The organism is Paraburkholderia sp. BL17N1 (assembly GCF_003634175.1).
Classification (GTDB): domain Bacteria; phylum Pseudomonadota; class Gammaproteobacteria; order Burkholderiales; family Burkholderiaceae; genus Paraburkholderia.
Map to the genome: position 1 here is coordinate 187,734 of NZ_RBIW01000003.1, position 22,716 is coordinate 210,449.

Annotated in this window: 17 protein-coding genes and 2 pseudogenes; 16 read left to right on the plus strand and 3 right to left on the minus strand. The window is 55.7% G+C overall.

Annotation, left to right across the window (positions count from 1 at the left end; all coding sequences use genetic code 11):
* Positions 1 to 234: 234 nt before the first annotated feature.
* The 3 genes from B0G82_RS36620 to B0G82_RS36630 all read left to right on the plus strand — a co-directional run bounded on the left by B0G82_RS36620 (position 235) and on the right by B0G82_RS36630 (position 3,284).
* The gene (locus B0G82_RS36620) at positions 235 to 1,572 is read left to right on the plus strand and encodes an aspartate aminotransferase family protein (protein ID WP_121311200.1); all 1,338 of its coding nucleotides are present in this window, start codon (positions 235 to 237) and stop codon (positions 1,570 to 1,572) included.
* A 147-nt stretch (positions 1,573 to 1,719) separates the two neighbouring features.
* Complete coding sequence (locus B0G82_RS36625) at positions 1,720 to 2,946, plus strand: FAD/NAD(P)-binding oxidoreductase (protein ID WP_121311201.1); 1,227 nt, start codon at positions 1,720 to 1,722, stop codon at positions 2,944 to 2,946.
* A gap of 17 nt (positions 2,947 to 2,963) precedes the next feature.
* A complete protein-coding gene (locus tag B0G82_RS36630; RefSeq protein ID WP_121311202.1) occupies positions 2,964 to 3,284 on the plus strand; it encodes a 2Fe-2S iron-sulfur cluster-binding protein in 321 nt (106 codons plus the stop codon).
* 265 nt (positions 3,285 to 3,549) lie between these two features.
* Here B0G82_RS36630 and B0G82_RS36635 read toward each other — a convergent pair whose 3' ends face one another.
* Positions 3,550 to 4,221, minus strand: a complete 672-nt coding sequence (locus tag B0G82_RS36635) for a TetR/AcrR family transcriptional regulator (protein WP_134466685.1) — start codon at positions 4,219 to 4,221, stop codon at positions 3,550 to 3,552.
* A gap of 312 nt (positions 4,222 to 4,533) precedes the next feature.
* Here B0G82_RS36635 and B0G82_RS36640 point away from each other — a divergent pair, with 312 nt between their 5' ends.
* From B0G82_RS36640 to B0G82_RS36700, 11 genes and pseudogenes are all read left to right on the plus strand, one after another.
* Entirely contained in the window at positions 4,534 to 5,904 is a 1,371-nt protein-coding gene (locus B0G82_RS36640) for an MFS transporter (RefSeq protein ID WP_121311204.1), read from the plus strand.
* Positions 5,904 to 7,466, plus strand: a complete 1,563-nt coding sequence (locus B0G82_RS36645; RefSeq protein WP_121311205.1) for a class I adenylate-forming enzyme family protein — start codon at positions 5,904 to 5,906, stop codon at positions 7,464 to 7,466. Before B0G82_RS36640 ends, B0G82_RS36645 begins: the two co-directional genes overlap by 1 nt.
* An 89-nt stretch (positions 7,467 to 7,555) precedes the next feature.
* Positions 7,556 to 8,509 (plus strand): IS5 family transposase, encoded by a 954-nt coding sequence (locus B0G82_RS36650; RefSeq protein WP_116149560.1) that lies wholly within the window; start codon positions 7,556 to 7,558, stop codon positions 8,507 to 8,509.
* A gap of 225 nt (positions 8,510 to 8,734) precedes the next feature.
* The gene (locus B0G82_RS36655) at positions 8,735 to 9,943 is read left to right on the plus strand and encodes a thiolase domain-containing protein (RefSeq protein ID WP_121311206.1); all 1,209 of its coding nucleotides are present in this window, start codon (positions 8,735 to 8,737) and stop codon (positions 9,941 to 9,943) included.
* A gap of 2 nt (positions 9,944 to 9,945) precedes the next feature.
* Positions 9,946 to 10,368 carry an OB-fold domain-containing protein gene (locus B0G82_RS36660; protein WP_121311207.1) on the plus strand — a complete coding sequence of 141 codons (423 nt, stop codon included), beginning with the start codon at positions 9,946 to 9,948 and terminating at the stop codon, positions 10,366 to 10,368.
* Between the two features lie 7 nt (positions 10,369 to 10,375).
* The gene (locus B0G82_RS36665; RefSeq protein WP_121311208.1) at positions 10,376 to 11,335 is read left to right on the plus strand and encodes an amidohydrolase family protein; all 960 of its coding nucleotides are present in this window, start codon (positions 10,376 to 10,378) and stop codon (positions 11,333 to 11,335) included.
* A gap of 93 nt (positions 11,336 to 11,428) precedes the next feature.
* A complete protein-coding gene (locus B0G82_RS36670) occupies positions 11,429 to 12,556 on the plus strand; it encodes a nitronate monooxygenase family protein (protein WP_121311209.1) in 1,128 nt (375 codons plus the stop codon).
* Between the two features lie 56 nt (positions 12,557 to 12,612).
* Positions 12,613 to 13,821 (plus strand): porin, encoded by a 1,209-nt coding sequence (locus tag B0G82_RS36675; protein ID WP_121311210.1) that lies wholly within the window; start codon positions 12,613 to 12,615, stop codon positions 13,819 to 13,821.
* Positions 13,822 to 13,897: 76 nt separating this feature from the next.
* Positions 13,898 to 14,647, plus strand: a complete 750-nt coding sequence (locus tag B0G82_RS36680; protein ID WP_120298662.1) for an electron transfer flavoprotein subunit beta/FixA family protein — start codon at positions 13,898 to 13,900, stop codon at positions 14,645 to 14,647.
* Between the two features lie 12 nt (positions 14,648 to 14,659).
* Positions 14,660 to 15,592 (plus strand): electron transfer flavoprotein subunit alpha/FixB family protein, encoded by a 933-nt coding sequence (locus tag B0G82_RS36685; protein ID WP_121311211.1) that lies wholly within the window; start codon positions 14,660 to 14,662, stop codon positions 15,590 to 15,592.
* 2,035 nt (positions 15,593 to 17,627) lie between these two features.
* Positions 17,628 to 18,221 (plus strand): annotated as a pseudogene (locus tag B0G82_RS36700) (IS5 family transposase); the annotation flags it as partial.
* 59 nt (positions 18,222 to 18,280) lie between these two features.
* Here the strand turns inward: B0G82_RS36700 and B0G82_RS36705 are convergent.
* Positions 18,281 to 19,846 carry a DDE-type integrase/transposase/recombinase gene (locus B0G82_RS36705; RefSeq protein ID WP_241975097.1) on the minus strand — a complete coding sequence of 522 codons (1,566 nt, stop codon included), beginning with the start codon at positions 19,844 to 19,846 and terminating at the stop codon, positions 18,281 to 18,283.
* A gap of 117 nt (positions 19,847 to 19,963) precedes the next feature.
* Between B0G82_RS36705 and B0G82_RS36710 the strand changes: the two are divergent.
* Positions 19,964 to 20,344 (plus strand): annotated as a pseudogene (locus B0G82_RS36710) (transposase); the annotation flags it as partial.
* A 546-nt stretch (positions 20,345 to 20,890) separates the two neighbouring features.
* Positions 20,891 to 21,499, plus strand: coding sequence for a MarR family transcriptional regulator (locus tag B0G82_RS36715; protein WP_121311214.1), 609 nt, complete (start codon positions 20,891 to 20,893; stop codon positions 21,497 to 21,499).
* On the opposite strand, the gene B0G82_RS36720 is transcribed toward B0G82_RS36715, so the two are convergent.
* Complete coding sequence (locus tag B0G82_RS36720) at positions 21,471 to 22,694, minus strand: IscS subfamily cysteine desulfurase (protein ID WP_121311215.1); 1,224 nt, start codon at positions 22,692 to 22,694, stop codon at positions 21,471 to 21,473. The two genes, B0G82_RS36715 and B0G82_RS36720, sit on opposite strands and share 29 nt — an antisense overlap.
* Positions 22,695 to 22,716: the final 22 nt, after the last annotated feature.

Sequence of the window (22,716 nt, forward strand, 5' to 3'; positions counted from 1 at the left end):
CTGACTGATCTGGTTAAGGTTTTATTTTTCGAAAACAAAGTTCGATAAATAGATAAAACTAGTTATTAAATCGAGTGTACCATTGGTCTATAAGAGGGTGCTAATTTTATATTTTTTGGAATTTATATCTGTTTATATAATAAAATTTCGAAAAAATGTAATTTCTCAATTGTCACAGTGCCCAATTTCCCCGAATTTCAGTCAAGTAACGATGTATATTGAATGAGGTAGCATATGAACTACGCGCAAGATTTGCTCGCAACAGATCATCGTCACCTGATTCATCCATTTTTGCCTAAAAACAAGCTTGAACGTACGATTTTTACGCGCGGCAAGGGTTGCAAACTCTGGGATGTGCACGGGCGAGAATATCTGGATGGAACGGGTGGGCTATGGCTGGCTCAAATCGGTCACGGACGTGAAGAAATCGCCGAAGCAGCTGCGCGTCAGATCAAGCAGCTGGAGTACTTTACTTGTTTCTGGGATTATTCCCACGAACGTGCAATTGAGCTTGCCGAAGTGCTTGCAGTGCTTGCACCTGACGAGCTACAGATGAGCTTTTTTACTAGCGGTGGATCCGAAGGCGACGACGCCGCCATCAAAACCGCTCGCTTTTATCATGCTCAAAAGGCCGAACCCAGCCGTACCTGGATTCTTTCACGGAACTCCGCCTATCATGGTGCAGCTTACGGTGGAGGAACAGCTACCGGCTTCGAAGCAATGCGCGAAGGCACCGGACCCGGGTTGCCGCACGTAGCCTACCTGACAGCGCCGAATGCATATCGCAGTTACTACTTCGATGGTCAGGACCCTACTGATTTCTGCGTCGCGGAACTTGAGAAGACGATCGCGTCCATCGGGGCTGAAAACATTGCGGCAATGATCGCCGAGCCAATCATGGGTGTGGGTGGTATGGTCATTCCCCCAGCCGATTACTGGACCCGAATGTCTGCTGTGCTGAAAAAACACGGAATCCTTCTGATTTTTGATGAAGTGGTCACCGCCTTCGGACGCACCGGCACTTGGTTTGCGTCCGAAAGGTTTGGCGTTACACCGGATATTGTGGTCACCGCTAAAGGGATCTCGAGCGGTTATATCCCTTTGGGTGCGGTATTGATGACCCGTGAGGTGGCCGATATTATTCGAGAAGGGTATGGGATTCCTTTCGGCTATACCTATTCAGGACATCCCGTTGCGTGCGCGGTGGCCCTGGAAAATCTTCGGATTATTAAGGATGAAGACCTGATTGCTCGTTCTAACGAGATGGGGGCATATTTCGCAGAGCAGTTCACCGCGCTGCGTGACAATCCATGTGTCGGTGAAGTGCGGCAAATAGGCATGGCTATCGGGATCGAATTGGTGACGGACAAGAAATCACGTCAGCCCATCCCCGAGGCCGCATTAACTATTCCGGACGTTATCCGAGAGGAAACGGGCGTGATTGTCCGAATCAGCAATTACAACAATATCTGCATGTCACCGCCGTTGACGATAACCAAAGAAGAAGCGGATAGAGCGGTAGAAGCGGTGTGCGGTGTTTTAAAACGACTGAAACCGGACGGTACTGTTTGATGCAGATTAGGTCTGAAGCGATGTGACCGTTTCGGGCCTGTGTTTCAGCTGCCGTGAATGCACCGTACCAAAGCCTGAGTATGTTTAGGAGTTTGGTGATGAGCCAGTTGAGCGCACGCTGGCTTGCATCATAAATCAGGTAATTTTATGAGCGATGAGCGAGTTGTAATTATTGGCGGGAGCCACGGCGCGGCCCAGGTTGCTGCAAGTCTTAGGCAGGAAGGGTGGACAGGGAAAATTTCGCTTGTGAGTGCCGAGGCGGTCATTCCTTATCATCGCCCACCACTTTCGAAAGCCTACCTTGCGGGTGGAAAACATCCCGACGAAATTTTCATTCGACCGGCAAATTTTTACGACACGGCGAATGTGGAGTTGGTCTTGGGAATGCGCGTGGTCGCAATCGACCGGAATGAAAAATCAATTGAACTGGCCAACGGTGTCCGGATTTCTTATGACAAGCTTGCTCTAACCACGGGGGCATCTGCCAGGAAGCTGACGCTTCCTGGCGATCATTTGCCGGGCGTGTTGTATCTCCGGGAAATGAAAGATGTGGATCGGATCCGTGAGTTCGCTGGACGAGGCAGGCGCGCGGTCATAATTGGGGGTGGCTATATTGGATTGGAAGCGGCGGCATCGCTACGAAATCTGGGCGTGCATGTAACAATAGTCGAAGCTTTTTCAAGGGTATTGCAACGTGTTACCGTGACAGAGATTTCAGAGTTCTACACGCGAATCCATCGAGAGGAAGGTGTAGAGATTCTGACCGGGGTCACGGCGACTTCTATCAACGGCAACCTTCAGGTCGAAAGCGTTTCGTGTGGTGACGGATTGCAAGTGAAGGCTGATCTGGTAATTGTTGGTATCGGCGTGCGACCGGAAATCAGTCTGGCAGAAGACGCCGGGCTTGAAATTAATGATGGCATTCGGGTAGACGAATTTGCCAGGACAAGCGATCACAACATTTTGGCAGCGGGCGACTGCACAAGCCATTGCAATCCGATCTATCAAAGATTTATTCGCCTTGAATCGGTCCAGAATGCGACCGAGCAAGCCAAAACGGCAGCCAAAACAATTTGCGGAAAGCTTGAGCCTTACAGGGCGCTACCTTGGTTTTGGTCGGATCAATATGACGTAAAGTTGCAAATCGCAGGTCTGTCGCAGGGCTATGATCGCATTGTGATTCGTGGCGAATGGAAGGCGGGTCGGAGCTTTGCCGTGTTCTATTTCAAGGAACGCAAATTTCTCGCAGTGGATGCGATCAATCGTCCCAAAGAGTTCATGCTGTCGCGCCGCCTGTTGACGGACGGTCATTCGCCGGATCCGGAGCGGCTTCATGACGAAGCTCTCCCTGTCCGGGATCTACTTATAGCGTAACGGGTTAGGGGAAAGTTGTGCCTGTAATCGAATTTGTCTGCCACGATGGTGCGACCCATCGGGTTAACGTCACATCCGGGACAAGTGTCATGCAAGCGGCGGTGCGTCAGGGGCTAGATGCGGTGCTGGCGGAGTGCGGCGGGTGCAGCAGCTGCGGGACGTGCCATGTGTATATAGATGAGGCTTGGACGGACAAATTGAACGCGCCGAGCGAAACCGAGCGAAGTATGCTTGACTGCGTAATGAATCCTGCGCCCAATAGTCGGCTCAGCTGTCAGATACACATGTCAGACGAACTCGATGGTCTTGTAGTTCGTCTTCCCGAATCGCAGTTCTGATTCAACGTACGCCGTCCGTTCATCGCGGTTCGGCGCTCCTTGGCACCAATCTACGGCGCGGTCAAGTTTTTCGAACGCGCATCCAGACTATCAGTCCCACTATGCTTGCAGTCGCCCACATTTTTGCAGCGGAACGCGGTACCTTGGCATACGGCATGGCCCGTGTGTGAGTCAGCAGTCTGGCACGGATGGCCGGTTGTGACTTGATCTGCTCTAGCGCGATCCTGCGCTGGCGCCTGGCCTTCTTCTCGGGGAGTCGACCGCTTTATGCCTGCGGCCGTTTAAAAATTCCATTCATAAAAAGCGAGACATAAGTGTCCGCGATATTTTCAATATTCTGCTGATGCTTAGGTGAGATCCAGTTCACCATCCAGTTGCAGGCTCCGAGCACAGCATTGGCCACGATGTCAGGCGCGAGCGGATGCATGCTCCCATTCGTTACACCTTCCGATACTGCCTGCCTGAAAATTGCGTCATATTTAACGATGATGCCGCGAACCTCTTTTTGTCGCTGCTCAGATAAGGCCTGGATGTCGCGGTAAAAGACGGTGGCCCACTCACGGTGCTCCGCAAGGAAGCGTACGTGCATGCGGACCAAGCTCGTCAAGCGATCGGCGGGGTCGGGAATTGACTCAGCAATGCGTTCGGCTTCCCCCACAAAGTGCCCCGAGATATAGTTGAACACCGCCCACAGCAACTCATCCTTACTCTCGAAGTAGTAGTACACACTCGACTTTGTGTAGCCAAGCGTGCTGGCGACTTCGTCAAGAGCTACGGACCGTACACCACGTTCGGCAAACAAAGTTGCGGCACTTTTAATAATTTCCTCGCGCACGAGCAACCGCTTCAGCGATCTGACGTTGCCCTTTTTAGAGGCCGGAGGCGCTGACGTCTCTGTAGCCGTCTGGTGTGCAGTGTTTTTAACGAGTCGAGGCATTCGGAGCTGTGCGGTCGAGCAATCGAGAGAGGACGTTTGCCCGAAGTAATGGGGGAGAACCACCGGTTCCCTGTCCTGTCTCAGCCCAACTTAGGCAGATCAAAGCGACGGTGAGAACTTGGGCGGGAGTACGGTCAAAAATTCTTCTGTCCAGTCTAATCATGCAACTGGCCAACGTCAACGTCCTGCACGGGATGCGGAGTAGGTACAAATACCCCCCCAAAAAACATTTTGACTCGTTGACAGAATAAGGCAAGACGCAATAAATTCGACTACAGAGTCGAAAAACAGTCTACCAAGAAGGAGTTCTGGATGACGTCGTCGAATCCGCCGAGCGAGGGGGTTGAAGCCGAGCAGTCTACGCCGCCCGGCATCGGTGCACAGGCTTGGATCACGCTTGCGATGGCAACTGCGATCTACACCTTGAACGTCGCTGACCGCTTCATTTTCTCGACGCTGCTCCAGCCCATTAAGCACGAATTCGGGCTTTCAGATGGAGGCGTCGCAAGTTTGAATCTCGCCCTCGGCCTCGTTCTGATGGTCTTGGGCGTTCCGGCTGGCGTCGTCGCCGATCGATACAGCCGTCGCATGCTTCTGGGCATTTGTGCGATTACGTTTTCATCAATGACAGCCTTAAGTGGAATGGTGACGGGCATGTCTGCTTTTGTCGCGACGCGCTTGGGCTTAGGCCTCGGCGAAGCCGGCTGTACACCCCCGTCTCTCACGCTCATTGCCGACCGCTTTCCGGTGGCGCGTCGAGGCGTCGCAATGACGATTTTCACTTTAGGCGTATGCGGTGGTTCGTGCCTCGGAACCGCCTTAGCGGGGTCGCTTAGCGATCAATATGGCTGGCGGGCCACCATGATTATCTTCGGTGCTTTCGGGCTCCCGCTGGGGGCAATTGCAATGCTCCTCGTGCGCGAACCGACCCGCGGTGCGGCTGACGACATAGTCATTGCACACAATGACCCATTAGGTACCCGCAATAATGGCCTGCTGGCCGCGCTTACTCACGTCTGGAAAGAGAAGGCGCTTCTTTTCGTGATCCTCGGCGGTGCGACCATTTGTACTTGGGGTTGGGGATTGCTTTGGTGGACACCCGCATTCCTGGTGCGAACCTACGGACTCACGGGTGCGCAGACTGGGGCCGTGCTGGGCAAGCTGCATTTAATTGGTGGTGCGTCCGCAACGATATTCGTCGCATTCGTTATGCACTGGCTTTCACAGCGCCCGGCCAGGACGCAGATCTGGGCGATTGCCGCCGTTATCGCCTGCGCTGCAGTGGCATCGATCTTCGCCTATACAGCCAGTAACCGAGAACTTTTCGTGCTTTGCCTGTGGCTCTACGTCCCAACGTTATACATGTATACCGGGCCGACATTCAGTCTTATCAACAATATGTCACCGCCCCCTCTTCGCGCCAAGATCGTTTCAATGTTTCTTCTTGCCACCAGCTTCGGAAACCTCATCCTCGCTCCCATGATTATCGGCTACTGCTCCGACTTCTTTGTCAGTGCGGGTGCGAGCACCGGTGAGGGATTACGACAGGCAATGGCGGTGTTCGCGCCGCTCGGTCTTGTTGCAGCCGTCGCGTATGCCGCTGCGGGTTTTTGCTCCGCAGCGCGTCCCGATAGCGCGAGGCGAGGCAACCGTTCAACGACAATCTCCGCAGGTATTGAGTAATGAACCACGCTAACCTCGCAATCGATCATGCCCAGGTCGACCCAAGCCGTGTCGCTGTCCAAATGGGCACCCGCGCGGTCACGTATGGACAGTTTGTTGAAGCGTCTGAGATGCTCGCTCTGGGATTGAGGCGCCACGGCATCGGCGTGGGCGAGCGCGTCATGCTGTTCGCAGACAACACCATCGAGTCGCTCATTATCTATCATGCAGTCGCACGACTTGGGGCCGTTCTCGCGCCGGTGCATGTTTCGTTCAAAATCCGCGAGCTGGCTTACGCGCTATCTAACGCAAAGCCGTCCTTGATCATCACATCCTCCGATCTTTTCGAGACATTGAAAGCCGGGCTGAATGAAACGAGCCTCACCCCAGCGATCGTTTTCCTCGACAACACTCCCCACGTGGGTTACCGGCATTTATCCGACCTGATGGCCGAGCCTGGCTCGTTCCCTCCGATCGACCTTCCGCCGGAACAACCGCTGCTCATTAGCTATACATCCGGAACGACGTCGCTGCCAAAGCCAGTCCTGCGTTCCCACGGCGCAGAAACCTGGAGCGCGAAAGCGTACCGCGACGCCTGGACCTTTGAGCGTGATGACCGGTTACTCGTAGCCATGTCGCTAAGCTGGGTCTTTGGGCTGTGCTCGCTTTCCCAGTCCGCGTTCGGCGCCGGAGCAACCATCGTACTCGAGACGAAGTTTAGTCCGACGCGGACACTGGAGTTGATTGCAGCCAAAGAAGTAACAGCCTTCGCCGGGACGATGAGCATGTACGCAATGATGCTTCAAGTTCTCAATCAGCAGGCTTTCGACACTTCCGCGCTTCGTAAAACAATCCTTGGTGGAGAGCCGCGAAATGAGGTCGTAGTAGCAGAAATGCAAACGCGTTTGGGCTTGCGGCTTTGCGAAGCGTGGGCAATGACTGAGTCCTTTCCCGCGCTTGCTATTCACCCGGTACATGATGTTGATGCACCACCGACAAGCTTGGGACGATGTGTACCGGGCGTTGAGATTAAGCTAGTCGATGCAGACGGTTGGGATGTGGCAGTCGACGAGCCCGGCGAGGCTTGGATTCGCGGCCCGGGCGACTTCCTTGCCTATGCCGACGAGCCTGATCTGACCGCTTCTCGCCGCACGGCCGACGGCTGGCTGCGCTCGGGCGACATCCTCAAGCGCGACGCGCTCGGATACTACACGTTTGTCACCCGCCAGAGCGAAATCATCATTCGAGGCGGCGTCAACATATCGCCCGCCGAAGTGGAATCGGCGATTTGCGCTCATCCGGACGTTCTGGATGCGGTGGTTATTGGCCTGCCAGACAGCGTATTAGGGGAAACCGTCGCAGCCCTCGTGATCGTCCGTAACGACTACAGCTTGGATACCGAGAAGGTGCTGGAATTCCTTGCTGATCGCATCGCACGATTCAAGATTCCCACGAACCTTTTCCAGGTAACCGCGATGCCGGCCGGGACAACGGGAAAGAAGAATCGCGTCGAGGCTCGACGCATCGCCATTGCACTGCATGCACAAGCGCTTCAAGTCCAAGTTGAGTTACCGCGGGCTTAACGCGTTAAGGAAGGTCTGCAGAAGTCCTGGCATTGTGTTGCTGCTGAGCTATCCTGGGAAACAGAGCTAATTGGGTGAGGAGCAGTGTGATGACGCAACTTGGTCTTGGTCTGGATCTGTCAACGAAGCGCACGCGCAAGCGGGAATTTCTCGATGAGATGCGACGCGTTGTGCCTTGGTTGAAGCTGATTGCGCTGATCGAGCCGCACTATCCCACGGGCAAAACCGGTCGGCCGCCGTTCCCGATTGCGACGATGCTGCAGATTCATTTCATGCAGCAATGGTTCGGTTTGTCAGACCCTGCTATGGAAGAGGCACTCTATGACGTGCCGCTGTATCGCGAGTTCGCGGGTCTCGACGGCGGGATGGTTCGCTTGCCGGATGAAAGCACGATTCTTCGGTTCCGCCATCTGCTGGAAACGCACGGACTGGCGGTGCAAATGCTGGCGCTGGTCAATGAAATCCTGACGGAGAAAGGCCTGATGCTCAAGGCTGGTTCGGCAGTCGACGCCACCCTGATTGCCGCGCCCAGTTCGACAAAGAATGGCTCCGGCACGCGCGATCCTGAAATGCAATCGACGCAGAAAGGTGGTAACTGGTACTTCGGGATGAAAATGCATATCGGCGTGGACGCCGACTCGGGCCTGGTCCATACGGTCATTGGAACGGCGGCCAATGTTCACGACATCACGGTAGCCCAGGCGTTGCTGCATGGTGAAGAAACGGATGTGTACGCGGACGCCGGATATCTGGGTATCGAAAAGCGATGTGAGGCTGACGCGGTTCGTTGGCATGTTGCAATGCGACCGGCAAAGCGAAGGAAACTGGATCTGAGTGATTCGCTGGACGCGATATACGATCAGATCGAACGCCTGAAGGCGGGTATCCGGGCCAAGGTCGAACACCCGTTTCGCATCCTCAAACGGCAGTTCGGTTACATGAAGACCCGCTATCGTGGTTTGATGAAGAACACCGCCCAGATCACCACGCTGTTTGCTTTGGGCAATCTATGGATGGCACGTAGAGCTTTGCGCAAAGCTTGAAACACCGGGCCAATGAAGGCCATATATCTGGTTGGAGCGCTCCGGTGCGCGGAAAAAACTCCGGCAATCAACTCACCGACAAAAATCTGAACGCCGAGGCCGCGCAGGATGTGAAAGATAACGCTTCAAAAAGCGGGTTGTGCAGACCTTCCTTAACAAAGAGCATTGCCGGCGGCTATTGCTGCGTCACCTAGCCGATATGTACGACTCCATGGAGATTTTGTAGTGGCAGACCCCAGACTTGCACAAGCAGCCGCGATCGTTGGCGCATACGAGCATCCCACACGCTTCGCCCCGGAAAAAAGTGAATGGCAGTTACTTGCCGAAGCATGTCGCGGAGCCGTTAATGACGCTGGTTTGTCGCCTGCCCACGTCGACGCGCTGTTCGTTGCCGCAACGGCGCCCGAGGGTGGCCAGCTCGGACTGTGCGCATCCACGATGGCAGCTGATTATCTGAACATCAAACCCAAGTTCATCGATGAAACCGATGTGGGCGGTGCGTCGCTTGGCTATTACGTGAATCGGGCGGTCCTTGGCATTCATGCAGGCCTTTTTAAGTGCGCCCTAATCGCCTACGGGGCGACCACCAAGTCACGCAAGGTCAATGTGGGTACCGTGTCTTATAACCAGCTTACTGGCCAGGAAATGGTGCCGATCCCCGACGCATTTGAGCAGATTTATGGCACAACTGTCATTGCTTTCATGGGGATGCTGACACAGCGCTACATGCACGATACGGGCTTGACAAGCGAACAGCTTGCCCATGTGGCAGTCACCATGCGCGAGCACGCGCAACTCAATCCCAACGCGCTTCGACGCGACTCGATAACGGTCGACGACGTGCTTGCATCGCCGATTATCGCGACGCCGCTGCACAGGCTCGACTGCTGCCTCGTCAGCGACGGCGCGGGCGCAATTATCGTCGCTCATCCCGACCTGTTCGCGGAGTGCGCTAAGCCGCCGGTATGGATCCGGGGTTGGGGTGAAGCGCTCATGACGCACGGAGGAGGCCACACCGACTGGGCGACCGAGAGTCGCGAAATGGTGACGCGCGCTTGTGGCGATGCATACGCCATGGCGGGACGCCGCCCGAGTGACGTCGATACGGCGATGATCTACGACGCCTTTACATTCAACGTAATCGTCGACCTCGAAGGCGCCGGGTTCTGTCCGGTTGGGGAGGGCGGCGCCTTCGCCGCAGCCGGTGAGATGAAGCTAAATGGCGGATCTCTCCCGGTGAATCCCGATGGCGGCGGTCTGTCCTCCAATCATCCTGGTCGTCGTGGAATCTTTATGTTCATCGAAGCTGTACGCCAGTTGCGAGGTGAGGCAACGGGGCGTCAAGTCAAGAACGCGAAGGTCGCGATGTGCACCGCTACGGGTGCTGCGTTTTTGGCCCGCCGCGGCTCTGCGGCCCATATTCTCGAGATCTAAATATGACTACCAACACGCTAGCGTGGACCGGTCCGTTACCGTCGACTGTCAATGAAACGCAACCATTTTGGGACGCTTGCAATCGCAGTGAATTCCTGGTTCAGCGCTGCCAGTCATGTGGGAGAGTTCAATACCACTACCGCGCATTTTGCTGCCACTGTTGGTCCGACGAGGTCGAGGATCTTCCGATTGCGGGAACCGGAAAGGTTTGGACTTTCAGTATTGTCAAAGTCAACCGTTCCCCACAGTTTTCTAGCTGGGGCGTCTACGCAACCGGGGTGATCGCGCTTCCTGAGGGCGTGAAGGTCATATCGCGCATTCTTGCGGACGACCTCGATCGCTTAAAAATTGACGCTGATGTCCGCTTGCTTTTCGCGACTGCGGATAGTGGTCAAAACATTCCTGTGTTCAAACTAGAAGGCTAGAGCGGCAATGATACTTGACTTCCATACGCATCTGCTTGACAAGGGCCATTGGCCAAACGAATGGTGGGATTACGTCGCCAATCAATGGGCGAGCGCTGAACCGGGTCGCACGCCTGACCAGATCCGAGGAAAAATCGAAGCCGGTCTTATTGACCCCGACGGATCTCGCATGATCGCCGACATGGACGCGGCCGGTGTCGACGCGGCTGTCGTGTTACCGATTGATTGGGGCCCAGACTTCCATTCGGAAAAGTCAGTCGATGAGGTCGTGGCTCACGCGATCGCGTGTCAAGAACGCTATCCTGGGCGTCTCATTGCATTTGGCGGCATTGATCCGCGACGGCCGGGTGCGCCGGAGAAAGTCGACGCTTGGCTGGGTTCCAGGCAGGTGAACGGTCTTAAGCTCTACCCGAATTGCGGGTGGATGCCAGACTCACCCGAAGCGATGGCTGTGTACGAAGTTTGCCTCGCGCATGATGCGCCAATCTTGTTCCATACCGGCCATCCGTTGCCGTTGCTCGACGAGTCATGGTCTCGCCTGGACTATTTTCTTCCGGTCGTCAAAGCGTTCCCTAAGCTGAAGGCTGTCCTGGGTCATGCAGGCGCACCGTGCGAGTTTGAAAACGCGCTTCGTGTAGCCGAAAATTCCGAGGCCGCCACACTGGAATTATCAGTGTGTCTTTGGGACGATCACAACCACGAGGCCGAAATAGCGCTGGCCAAGCGCGTGGCGAAAGCTATCCAAGTCATCGGCGCGGAACGCATTCTTTTTGGTACCGATCACGTCTCCGGGAAGCGGGTGCGCGGCCCCGGATTTCTCAAGACACTCGTTGACAAGTTTCACCGGATGCCTGACATGGCGCGGGCCGGGGGTACGTCCATTTCACCGAACGACATGGAAAAGGTCATGGGCTTGAACGGCCTAGATCAATTGCCTCACTTTAAATGGCCAGCTGTCGCTCTTTGAGTGACAAAAGGCCCTTTAACGCCGCAACGTCCTTGCTGCAGAGGATGTCCGACGCGGATTAGTCAACGCTATCACGAACTGCTAATAGTCAACATGCAAACATTACTCGCCAAACAGCTAGGCATCGATGCACCGATCTTCGCCTTCAGTCATTGCCGTGACGTCGTCGTAGAGGCGAGCAAAGCAGGAGCGATCGGTGTCCTGGGCTGTGTCGGTTTCACGCCCGAAGAGCTCGAGGTTCAGCTTGAGTGGATCGACGAACGCATTGGCGGAAAGCCGTACGGTGTAGATGTAGTCATGCCTGAAAAGGACCCGTGGGCAGACGAGGCAGATCTGAGTCGATTGCACGCGAAGCTCAAGGCCATGATTCCGCCCGAGAACATTGCCTATGCAAAAAAGGTCCTCGCGGACAACGGCGTTCCCGAGTTGCCGGCTGGTATCGAGCACGAAGGGGATTACCTCATTCGATCGACCGCCGCAACGGCGCGTCGCCACGTCGAAATCGCTCTGAAGCATCCCCTGGTTCGTCTCGTGGCCAACGCTCTGGGCGCACCGCCAGCCGACGTGACGGCAATGATCAAGGAAAGCGGGCGATTGCTTGCGGGCCTGTGCGGGGAAGTGTCACAAGCGAAGCGCCACGCAGCGGCGGGAGTAGACATCATTATCGCCCAGGGGACTGAGGGCGGAGGACACACCGGCGAGATCGGCTCGATGGTGCTCTGGCCCGAGGTCGTCGATGCTGTTGCGCCGGTGCCGGTTCTCGGGGCGGGCGGAGTAGGCAGTGGCGCTCAGATCGCAGCAGCGCTAATGCTGGGGGCTCAAGGGGTCTGGACCGGATCGCTATGGCTCACGACCGTTGAATCAGATCTCACGGACCAACAACGAGAGCTGTTAATAGAGGCCCGCAGCCGCGATACCACGCGCTCCAAGTCGCTCACGGGTAAGCCTTGCCGGATGTTGAAGAACGAGTGGACCAAGGCATGGGAGGCGCCGAGTGCGCCGAAGACGCTCCCACTGCCGCTTCAAGACATTGTCGCAGCCGAGGCAACTGGACGTGCGCGGGCGTACCCCGATAAGGCGAAGGCCGTGACGATTAATCCGGTCGGTCAAATCGTTGGTCGCTTGAACACAATCGAACGCACCCGCGACGTCATCTATCGCCTTATTGAAGAGTATTACGCGAGTACCGAACGGTTCCGCCCTCTTATGATCTGGGAGTGAAGATTCTAGGTTCACCGTAGTTATATCGCCCCACCCTGGCAAACACTGGAGCTTGCATGAATAAAAGACTTGCCGTCGCGGGCATTGTCGTGCTGACCGCCCAGCCAACATACGCGCAGAGTAGCGTGACGCTGTATGGCTTGATCGACGACGGGATAACATATGTGAACAACGTCCAGACGGCCGGAACCGCTGGGCGAAAGAAAGCAAGCCAGACCTACCTTGCGAGCAGCATTCTCGCCGGTAGCCGTTGGGGGATTCGAGCGGTAGAAGATCTCGGCGGTGGGATGCGCACGATCGTGGTACTGGAAAGCGGCTGGGACATGAATACCGGGAGATTCCAGCAAGGGGGGGACTACATGGGGCGCCAGGTCTATATTGGTTTGGGTAATTCCGTGGGAACCGTAACGCTCGGTCGTCAATATGACCTCTTGCTGGATTTCAATGCCTTGACGACGTCAAATCCGTGGGGCAGCGGTTACACGGCACACATTTCCGATCTTGATAATCTGAGCGGTACATATCGTGTCAACAACGCGATCAAGTTCAAGACTCAGGCTTACCACGGTGTCGTATTTGGGTTTATGTACAGCCTGGGCGGGATCGCGGGCGACGTCACGCGTAACCAACAACTTGCTGTTGGAACCACGTATGTGAACGGCCCGTTCTACGGCGCAATGACTTACCTCGCCGCGCGAAACCCGAACATTTCTGTTTATGGCAACACCCCGTCTGCGGGCCCCGCGACGACGAACAACATCGGCGCGACGACCCTAACCGGCGTGCAGGGAAACCCGGCGATCTCAGGTTACGCATCTGCTCACTCGAAAGATATCTTCGCTGTTGGGATGAACTACAAGATCGGTGGCGGAACACTTTACGCTAACTACTCAAATGTCCGTTTTTCTGGCCTTGGGGACACGAGTGCCGGCCCGAATCCTTTTGGATACCAAGGCACCGCAGTGTTCAACACCGCAGAGCTTGACTATTCATACTATGTGACCCCGGCGTTTATGCTGGGGGGCGGCTATGTGTTCACTAAAGGAACAGGACCAAACGGTAACAACGCAAAGTATCATCAACCCCAGGTGACGTTCGACTATTTCTTGTCGAAGCGCACAGACATCTATGGGACGTTGATATACCAAAAAGCAACTGGACGCGACTCGACTGGTCAACAAGCTGTCGCATCAATCACGGCAATAACGCCGTCGACGAGCGACCGACAGTTTGCAGCTCACGTCGCCATTCGCCATACGTTCTGAAGCAATAAGAGACATGTTTGCTGACTATGGCTATTTTTCCAACCGACTTTCGTGCGATTGCATTAGGAATCCTACATTGAAGATCCTGGTACCGGTGAAGAGGGTGGTCGACTATAACGTGAAAGTCCGTGTCAAAGCCGACGGTTCCGGAGTCGACATATCCAACGTAAAGATGTCGATGAATCCGTTCGATGAAATCGCAGTGGAAGAAGCTGTGCGCCAAAAAGAAACAGGCGTAGCTACTGAAGTCATCGCGGTTTCGTGTGGCATTTCCCAGTGCCAGGAGACGCTGCGCACCGCCATGGCTATCGGAGCCGATCGCGGCATTTTGATTGAAACTGCCGTGGAACTCGAGCCGCTTGCTGTCGCCAAGCTTCTGAAGGCACTAGTGGACAAGGAGCGGCCTCAACTCATCATCCTGGGAAAGCAGGCGATTGATGACGACTCTAATCAGACAGGTCAGATGCTTGCTGCGCTCGCCGGTATGCCACAAGCTACCTTCGCATCACGGGTGACGTTGGAAGGCAGTACCGCGGTTGTGTCGCGGGAAGTTGACGGTGGAGCGGAAACCTTGTCTCTTACCCTGCCGGCGGTCGTCACGACGGATTTGCGGCTGAACGAGCCTCGTTACGTGACGCTGCCCAATATCATGAAGGCAAAGAAAAAATCGCTCGAGATTATCAAGCCGGATGATCTCGGCGTGGACGTCACGCCTCGCTTGAAGATCATGAAATTCGTTGAGCCGACCACGCGTTCCGCCGGCATCAAAGTGCCTGATGTCAAGACATTGGTTGAGAAACTTAAGATCGAAGCTAAGGCTTTGTGAGGAGGATATGAGATGACCATTTTAGTAATCGCGGAACACGATAACGCCTCCCTCAAGCCTGCGACGCTCAATACTGTAACGGCCGCACTAAAAATGGGCAGTGATGTTCATGTCTTCATCGCAGGATGGAACGCGCAGGCCGCCGCTGCCCAGGCTGCGACGATTGTGGGCGTCAGCAGGGTGTTGGTCGCTGACGACCCAGCGCTTGCGGACGGCCTGGCAGAAAACGTCGAAGCGACTGTGCTGAATGTCGCTAAAAATTACACGCACATTCTGGCTCCGGCGACAGCGTACGGGAAGAACGTTGCGCCGCGGATCGCGGCACGTCTCGACGTGGCACAAATTAGCGATATTACAGCGGTCGTTAATCCTGAAACCTTCGAGCGTCCGATATATGCAGGTAGTGTTATCGCCACGGTTCAGTCCAACGACGCCATTAAAGTGATTACCGTGCGGGCCACTGGCTTCGATGCTAGCTCGATCAACGGCGATAGCGCAGAAATCTCTGCAATTGAGGCGTCTGCGGGCACTAGCCGATCGCAGTTCGTCGGTCGCGAAGTCGTCAAGTTGGACCGTCCCGAGCTAACGAGCGCTAGTGTTATTGTCTCCGGTGGCCGCGGCCTCGGCAGTAGCGAAAACTACGACAAGCTTTTGGAGCCGTTAGCCGACAAGTTGGGCGCCGCCCTCGGTGCGTCGCGTGCCGCAGTAGACGCAGGTTTCGCGCCGAACAATTACCAGGTGGGACAAACCGGGAAGATCGTTGCGCCGCACCTATATGTTGCAGTCGCAATCTCGGGAGCAATTCAACATCTTGCCGGGATGAAAGATTCGAAGGTGATTGTCGCAATCAACAAGGACCCAGAGGCACCAATCTTTAGCGTTGCCGATTACGGCCTGGTAGGCGACCTGTTCAGTGCGGTCCCTGAGCTCACATCGAGCTTGTAAGGGTCGCTGTCGGTTACTCGGCGTTTTCCACAGGTTTGTACGTTTTGACCTCGAACACTGCGCGCTATGGAGCCGGTGCCGGCGGCTCACGGTCATACATCGAATCAAGGCACATGTGGACTCCGCACCAAGCCTTAACAGGGAAGACCCTCTGGTGCTTGAAGCGGGCAGTGGCTCGCCCGCAACGATTTATTGGCATGCACTTTTTTAATCCGGTGCCGGTGATGCCGTTTTTTGAAATCGTTTCGTTGCCCGGGACCCGACTCAGGAACACTAAAGCATTCGTTGCGCTTCGTCGAACGCCTTGGAAAACAATCGGTGATAGTTTCAGACTCGCCGGGCTTTGTTGTCAATTGCCTTCTCATCCGTATGATTAACGACGCTTTTGCTCCGCTCGATGAAGATGTAGCGAAGCCGGATAATATCGATCTGGCCATGAAAACAGGGAGCGACCAACCTATCGCTCCGTTGAGACTGGCGGATCTGATTGGACTTGATGTTTGCCCGGCGATCTTGGAGTCGCTCCATGACAGGCCGTCGAGCGATCGATACCTACCGCCGGCGAGCTTGCGGCGATATGTGTCCGAGGGGAGGCTTGGACGAAAGGCAGGTCGGGGCGTTTATGAATATCGTTGAGGCGCCCCCGAACACCGATTTTCGCGATCGAAAGACAACACGGCGGTATCTCTTGTATCGTACGCGGCCCTTAAGCTTGGAACGCATTTGGTTTGCGTTCCCAGTGCAACTTTGGGTTCTACGAGGCCAGTTACGTAGCAGGCGTTCTTCTCACGGTACAAAGCTAGTACGGATCTCGCGGACCAAGGTTCCGGAACTTGATAGGTTCGATATTGATGCTGATCCCGATGTTACGGGCGCAGTGTGCGTCGCGATCGAGCCCGATCTTTCCGGTGTTACCAATGTCTGGGAAGCGCAACTGCGGGCTTCGCTCAACGATAAAATAAGTACAAAATCCGTAACTCGTGCGTTAGCTGCGGCCGTCTTCCTCCATCCACATCTAGACTGGAGAATTTTGACTGTCGCAATGCGTTCCGGCGTTAGTGGAGAACATTTGCAACAACGTCTCCGCTTCGAAGGTTATTCATTTTCTGAAGTCGTGCGATTTCAGATAAAGATGGCACATCTTTTTACTTGTTCATAAAATCAGGCCTTTTGGGACCTACAATCGGAGCGACCCGAATGCCGATTCTTAGGATGCACGTTATCACGGTTTCATCCGCCAATAAAAAAACCAAGCCACATAGTTATTTAAAAAACGATGACCAGACTTGTTTGCATAACCTTATTACGACATGATTTTATCTGATCCCATAATTGTTAATCATCAAATTATTTTCTCCGCATGGCAACTTGATTGGGGGTTTTGTTCCTACGCTATATCGATTACGCTCGCTGTTGAACAGCTTGGCGCCGCTGGTGTGTCCAATTCGGCAATAACTAGTGCGTTTGAATCGCATCGACCGAGAATCGCCGCTGCGGTCCTCAGGGTGGGGGCAGGGACGCCGGAAAGGCGGATGACCCTGCTGCTAGTCTGAGAATGGCAACATGTTGCGCTGTTAGTTGGAACAGGCCCTTGCGACTTTACGGCCTGCCACTAGAAGAATCTCCGGGGCAAGGCCCCTCGGCGACGCTCGGCCTGCCCTGCGCCAATCCGACGAGATTTGTAGTAGGCGATTTTTAGCCAACCACCGAAATATGCAGTTCACTAGATATTTCGGGGGTTGGGCGCTTTTAGCCAACCACGCCCATGGCTGCGCTACCAGTCTGGAAAGCGCATTAATGCAAGAGTAGCCAGCGCACACGGGTCCATGGACCGAACCGACGCGCGCGACGCATCGGGATCGTCGCCATAGCGCGACGTCTTGCCATTCGCCCTGTTGCGTTGCCCGTGTCACGCGGCGTTGTTGCATAAATCCGGGCGCTGCGCGTCGAGTTGACGTTTACGCGCAACGGTCGGGGTGACCGGGCTGTTAACTTCGCTTCGAACTGCGTAGATTCTCGACTTTTGCCCGAGAAGATGCGCAAGGACGAACGCAAGGCGAGCGAGCCCAAAGGGGTGTACCGCGTCAGAAACTGGCCGGAATACAACACCGGTTTGATCGCGAGAGGCGACGTGACCATGTGGATTGGTGAAGGCGTACTGACGCAGGCACTGGATGCTGGCCCGTCCAGGCGCGGCCGACCGTGTGTCTATAGTGACGCGGTGATCCAGATGCTGCTCGGCCTCAAGCAGGTTTATCGCTTGCCCCTGCGAGCGCTTCAGGGATTCGCTCAAAGCCTGTGCAAGCTCGCCTTCGCCGATCTGCCGGTACCCAGCTACTCGACGCTGAGCCGCCGCGCGCAGGACTTGAACGTGGTCCTGCCTGCGCTGCGCAGCGGTGAGCCGCTGCATCTGGTCGTCGACAGCACGGGGCTGAAACTCTACGGTGAAGGCGAATGGAAGGTCCGCAAACACGGCTATTCGAAGCGGCGTACGTGGCGCAAGGTGCATCTGGCGATGGACGCGAACACCGGTCAGGGCTGCGCGGCGCTGATGACGCATCAGGACGTCGACGATGCCGGCGTGTTGCCCGATCTGCTCGATCAGATTCCCACTGACGTAGACAGCGTCAAGCAGCACGGCCGGCCGTGTTGCCTCACGGGATAATGTTACTCTCGGCTAATTGTCATCTACGAATCGTTTGTTGGTGAAGGCTGGCGCTGCGTAGCAGCGTCAGCCTTCACCACTTCAACGTCGGCGCCGCTGAGTATTCGGGTCACCAGTTCCCTCGCTCGACCTGCGCGCCACACTTTTACCCGGCGCTGCAGGGTGCGCAGCTGAGCGCCGGAATACAGGGTGGGAGCCATCGCGGTGAGGCGCTGATATAGCTGCTTTCCTGTAATGCTCGGCTCGTTTTCGAGCCATTCCAGTATCTTGGGCCAGGCATGTTCGAACGGATCTTCGCGAGTACGCCAGTCATGTGGGACGCGCGCTTTGCGGTGATGCGTCGGTCTTATCTCGCCGGCCTGCCACGCTGTGCCTAGACTCGACAGGAATTCCGAGAGCGGGACTTCGCCTGTCGTCGCCGGCGCGGGCAGACCACCGGAAGCGCTGCATTGCGCGACCCGCTGTTGTGCTTCGCGAATCCGATGCAACAGATGCAGCGGATCGAGCCGACGGAACCGCGCGCGAAGGCTACGTTTAGTCGCCTCGGGAATAGATGCGGACTGCAGAACGCGCTCAAGCGGCGTCAACGGAACTTCATAGCACTTTGTTACCTTGGCGCCGTGACGAGTCTTCGATTTCAATTTGAATGACGGCTGAAAGAAGTTGATGTACAGCCGTGACACTTGATAAAGAGAGGCAAGCGCTTCAGTGGCTTCAAGACCTCGTAACTTGCCGTAGCCTACGAGACGACGCACGACGGAGCCATTCTTCTGCTCAACCCATGCCTGATCGTTCTTTTTATAAGCACGAGAACGGGTCAGCTCGATCCCCGTTGCTTTGCAGAAGTCAAAGACAGAAGCGTTCATGAAGGCGCTATCGTTATCACAATCCAGGCCGCGTAGCGGAAACGGCAAGGCACCGCGAACCTGTTCGACGTGCTCAAGAACGAACGACGCGCTGCGAAACGGCATAGCGAGACACTCCGTCCAGCCTGTGGCGATATCTGTCATCACGAAACTGTGTACAAACTCACCGTCAATCTTGGTGCCTCCGCAATGCTCAACGAAATCGACCTCCAGATAACCGGGTAGCGGGTTGTTCCAGTCGGTGAAGGTTCGAATGGGCACTGCGCGGCGAATCGCATTGCCAATTCCACCAGCTCGGCGGCGCTGGCCGCTGAAAGCTTGCTCGCGTACATCTCGCAGAAGCCGATCAATGGTAGCGGCGCTGATCTGCTTGAGCCGCTGGCGCAAGTCCTTCGACAGCGATAGATGCCCATGCCGTGTCATCGAGTCGATCAACGTAGGGATGAGTGCTTTCAGCCGCTTGCCGCAGATCCGATCGGCGGCCTCCCACAGCAGGATCAGTGCGGCATGAACGTCATCGCCATAGCGTCGCTGTGGGCCGGGCTTCGTCTTCGCCGGCTGCTGCTCCCGGCAAAGCACTCGGATTGCGTGCTTACGATGATAGCCCGTCAATTCAACGAACTCGTCCAGGATCTGCCGCTTGTCGTCCCGTTCAGAACGGCGGTACCGTTCGCCGACTGCCTCGATCAATTCCCGCCTTGTTGTCATTCTGAGCCTCGTCATAAGTCGCTCCCGCCAGCCGTCTGACAGGTAGCAAAATACTTGAGGCAACGAGCCTAGCTCGGTAACAAAAAACCTGAGTCAATGCGACCGGCCACGATAATTGTCGCCGCCCACACTGACGTGCCTATCGAAATCATCGGCGGCGACGGCGCGTACGATACGAAGCAGTGTCATGCCACGATTGCTGGGCGAGGGGCTCAACCGTCGATCCCGCCGCGCGAAGGTGCAACGCAATGGCCGCAGGACACGCCCGGCGCAAGCTGGCGCAATGACGCCATTGCGACGATTGCGCAAAGCAGCCGGCGCGAATGGAAGCAGTGCAGCGGGTACCATCAGCGCTCGCTGGTTGAGAACCTGATGTACCGGCTCAAGACGCTCACGGGCCATAGCCTGTGGGCACGCCGTACCGGTTCGCAAGCCACCGAGGTGTCGATTCGCGTGGACGTGCTCAACCGCATGACGGCGCTCGCCCGCCCGCAGTCCGTTCGCATCGCCTGAATGACCGATCATGGGAGCCCCTTTTTCTTCAAATTCGATTTATGCAACAACGCCGTGTCACGCGGGGTTGCTGAAGCGATCGAATATTTTCAGATGGGGCATGATCCCGGAAAAGCCCCCGGCGTGGCGCGCGTGCAGGATGAGGCTGATGACACGCCAGCGGATAGGAGGTGGTGAGATGCTGATTATTCGCACGAGGCCAACGTCGACATCTGCCCACGTACACGGAAATACGTCATGAACATTCCGGCGAAGCGATCTTGACAACATTTCGATATAGAAGCTTGATCCACCGTCGAGAGTTACTGCTATGCTGCCCTCAGGATATTCGCTAACGAAAATGATCGCACAGCTCAAAAGCAATCCTGACTGACACAGGCGTCATATCAGAGAGACGATCGCCGCGTTCGAAAAAGGCCGGGACCACTCGGCAATCTGTGCCGGCACAGGGCCGGGTTGACACGGAGTGCGGACGCGAGGAAGCCGCAGCATTGATCTGCTACAATTTGGTGCAAAGCTTCGACCAAAAGCTATCAATGGTGGTCTATGTCAACGCGCTCAAGCAAGAAAGTACTAACGGTTACGCATCCCGCCTGCCTGATAGACGGGTCGGACGCGGAATTCCGGCACCTGGTCAATGGCCTGTTACCTTTTGCAGCACGGCTGCTGTCCGTGCGGGACGGATTCGGCAGTCTCGTCGGCCTGACAGGAGTTCAATACTCGCTGTTGCGGGCGGTTTCCCATCTTTCGGCGGGCGAAGAAGTCACCGTCGTGAAGCTTGCGGAGCATCTGCACCTTAGCGGTGCGTTCGTCACAGTGGAGACGAACAAACTCAAACAAATGGGGCTTGTTGAAAAAGAAGCAAATCCGGAGGACAAGAGAAAAGTACGGTTGACCGTAACGTCGGCCGGCAGCAGTCTTCTCGACCAGCTTCTGCCGACTCAGCAAGAAATCAATGATGTCCTGTTTGAAGGTATTACGCGCACCGAATTCAAGGTTCTCTGTGCAATGGTCGACCGCCTCGTCGTCAACGGTGATCAGGCCGCCCGCGATCTTGCACATCTGCAAGCCCGGCGGAACAAGGTGGCGCCTGCGTCGAAAGCACCGCGACGCAGGGTTCTCAAGGCTAATGGGCAGCCCACTGAATTGAACTGATATCAATGCCATCGCGATGCATGTCCCATAGCGGACTCAGCTCGCGCAGCTTCGTCACCGTTTCGGTGACCTGTCGAATAACCTCGTCCACTTCTTCCACGGTCGTGAAACGGCCAAGAGTAAAACGGATCGAGCTATGCGCGAGTTCGTCGCTGCGCCCCAACGCGCGCAGAACGTAAGACGGTTCGAGCGATGCAGAGGTGCAGGCGGACCCCGAAGAAACTGCGACGTTCTTCATGCCCATAATCAATGACTCGCCTTCAACAAAGTTGAAGCTGACATTCAGATTGTGGGGAATACGCTTTTCAAGGCTTCCGTTGACGTAGACCTCCTCCAGCTGCGTTAGGCCAGACTTGAGACGGTCGCGCAGTGCGCGCACCCGCTCGGCCTCCTGAGCCATTTCCAACCTGGCAATACGGAACGCTTCACCCATCCCTACTATCTGATGAGTTGGTAAGGTCCCCGATCGCATCCCTCGCTCATGCCCACCGCCGTGAATCTGTGCCTCGATCCGGATGCGCGGCTTGCGTCGGACATAGAGCGCGCCGATACCTTTCGGCCCATATAGCTTGTGGGCGGTAACGGTCAGGAGGTCGATCTTGACCCGCTGGAGATCGATCGGAATCTTTCCAGCAGCCTGAACGGCATCACAGTGAAAGACGATGCCCCGAGCTCGACAGATCTCCCCGATCTCTTCAATTTGCTGGATGACGCCCGTCTCGTTGTTCACCATCATCACCGACACCAGGATCGTGTTTGGTCGAAGTGCACCCTGAAGCACTTCGAGGCCAATCAAACCCTGATCGTCGACATCCAGATAAGTCACCTCAAACCCTTGTCGCTCCAGTTCACGACAGGTGTCAAGGACGGCCTTATGCTCCGTCTTTACTGTGACGATGTGCTTACCTTTTCCACGGTAAAAGTTCGCTGCACCTTTCAGGGCCAGGTTGTTGCCTTCTGTCGCTCCTGACGTCCAGATGATTTCGCGCGGATCCGCATTCAAAAGGGCCGCGACATGTCCACGGGCGGCCTCGACCGCCTCCTCCGCTTCCCATCCATAACTGTGGCTACGAGAAGCAGGGTTACCGAACTGCTCGTACAGGAAGGGAACCATTGTCTCAACGACACGCGGATCGACAGGCGTAGTCGCGCTGTAGTCCATGTAAATAGGGCGATGCATAGCGCAGGTTTCCATATGCGTTAAAGAGGTGATATCG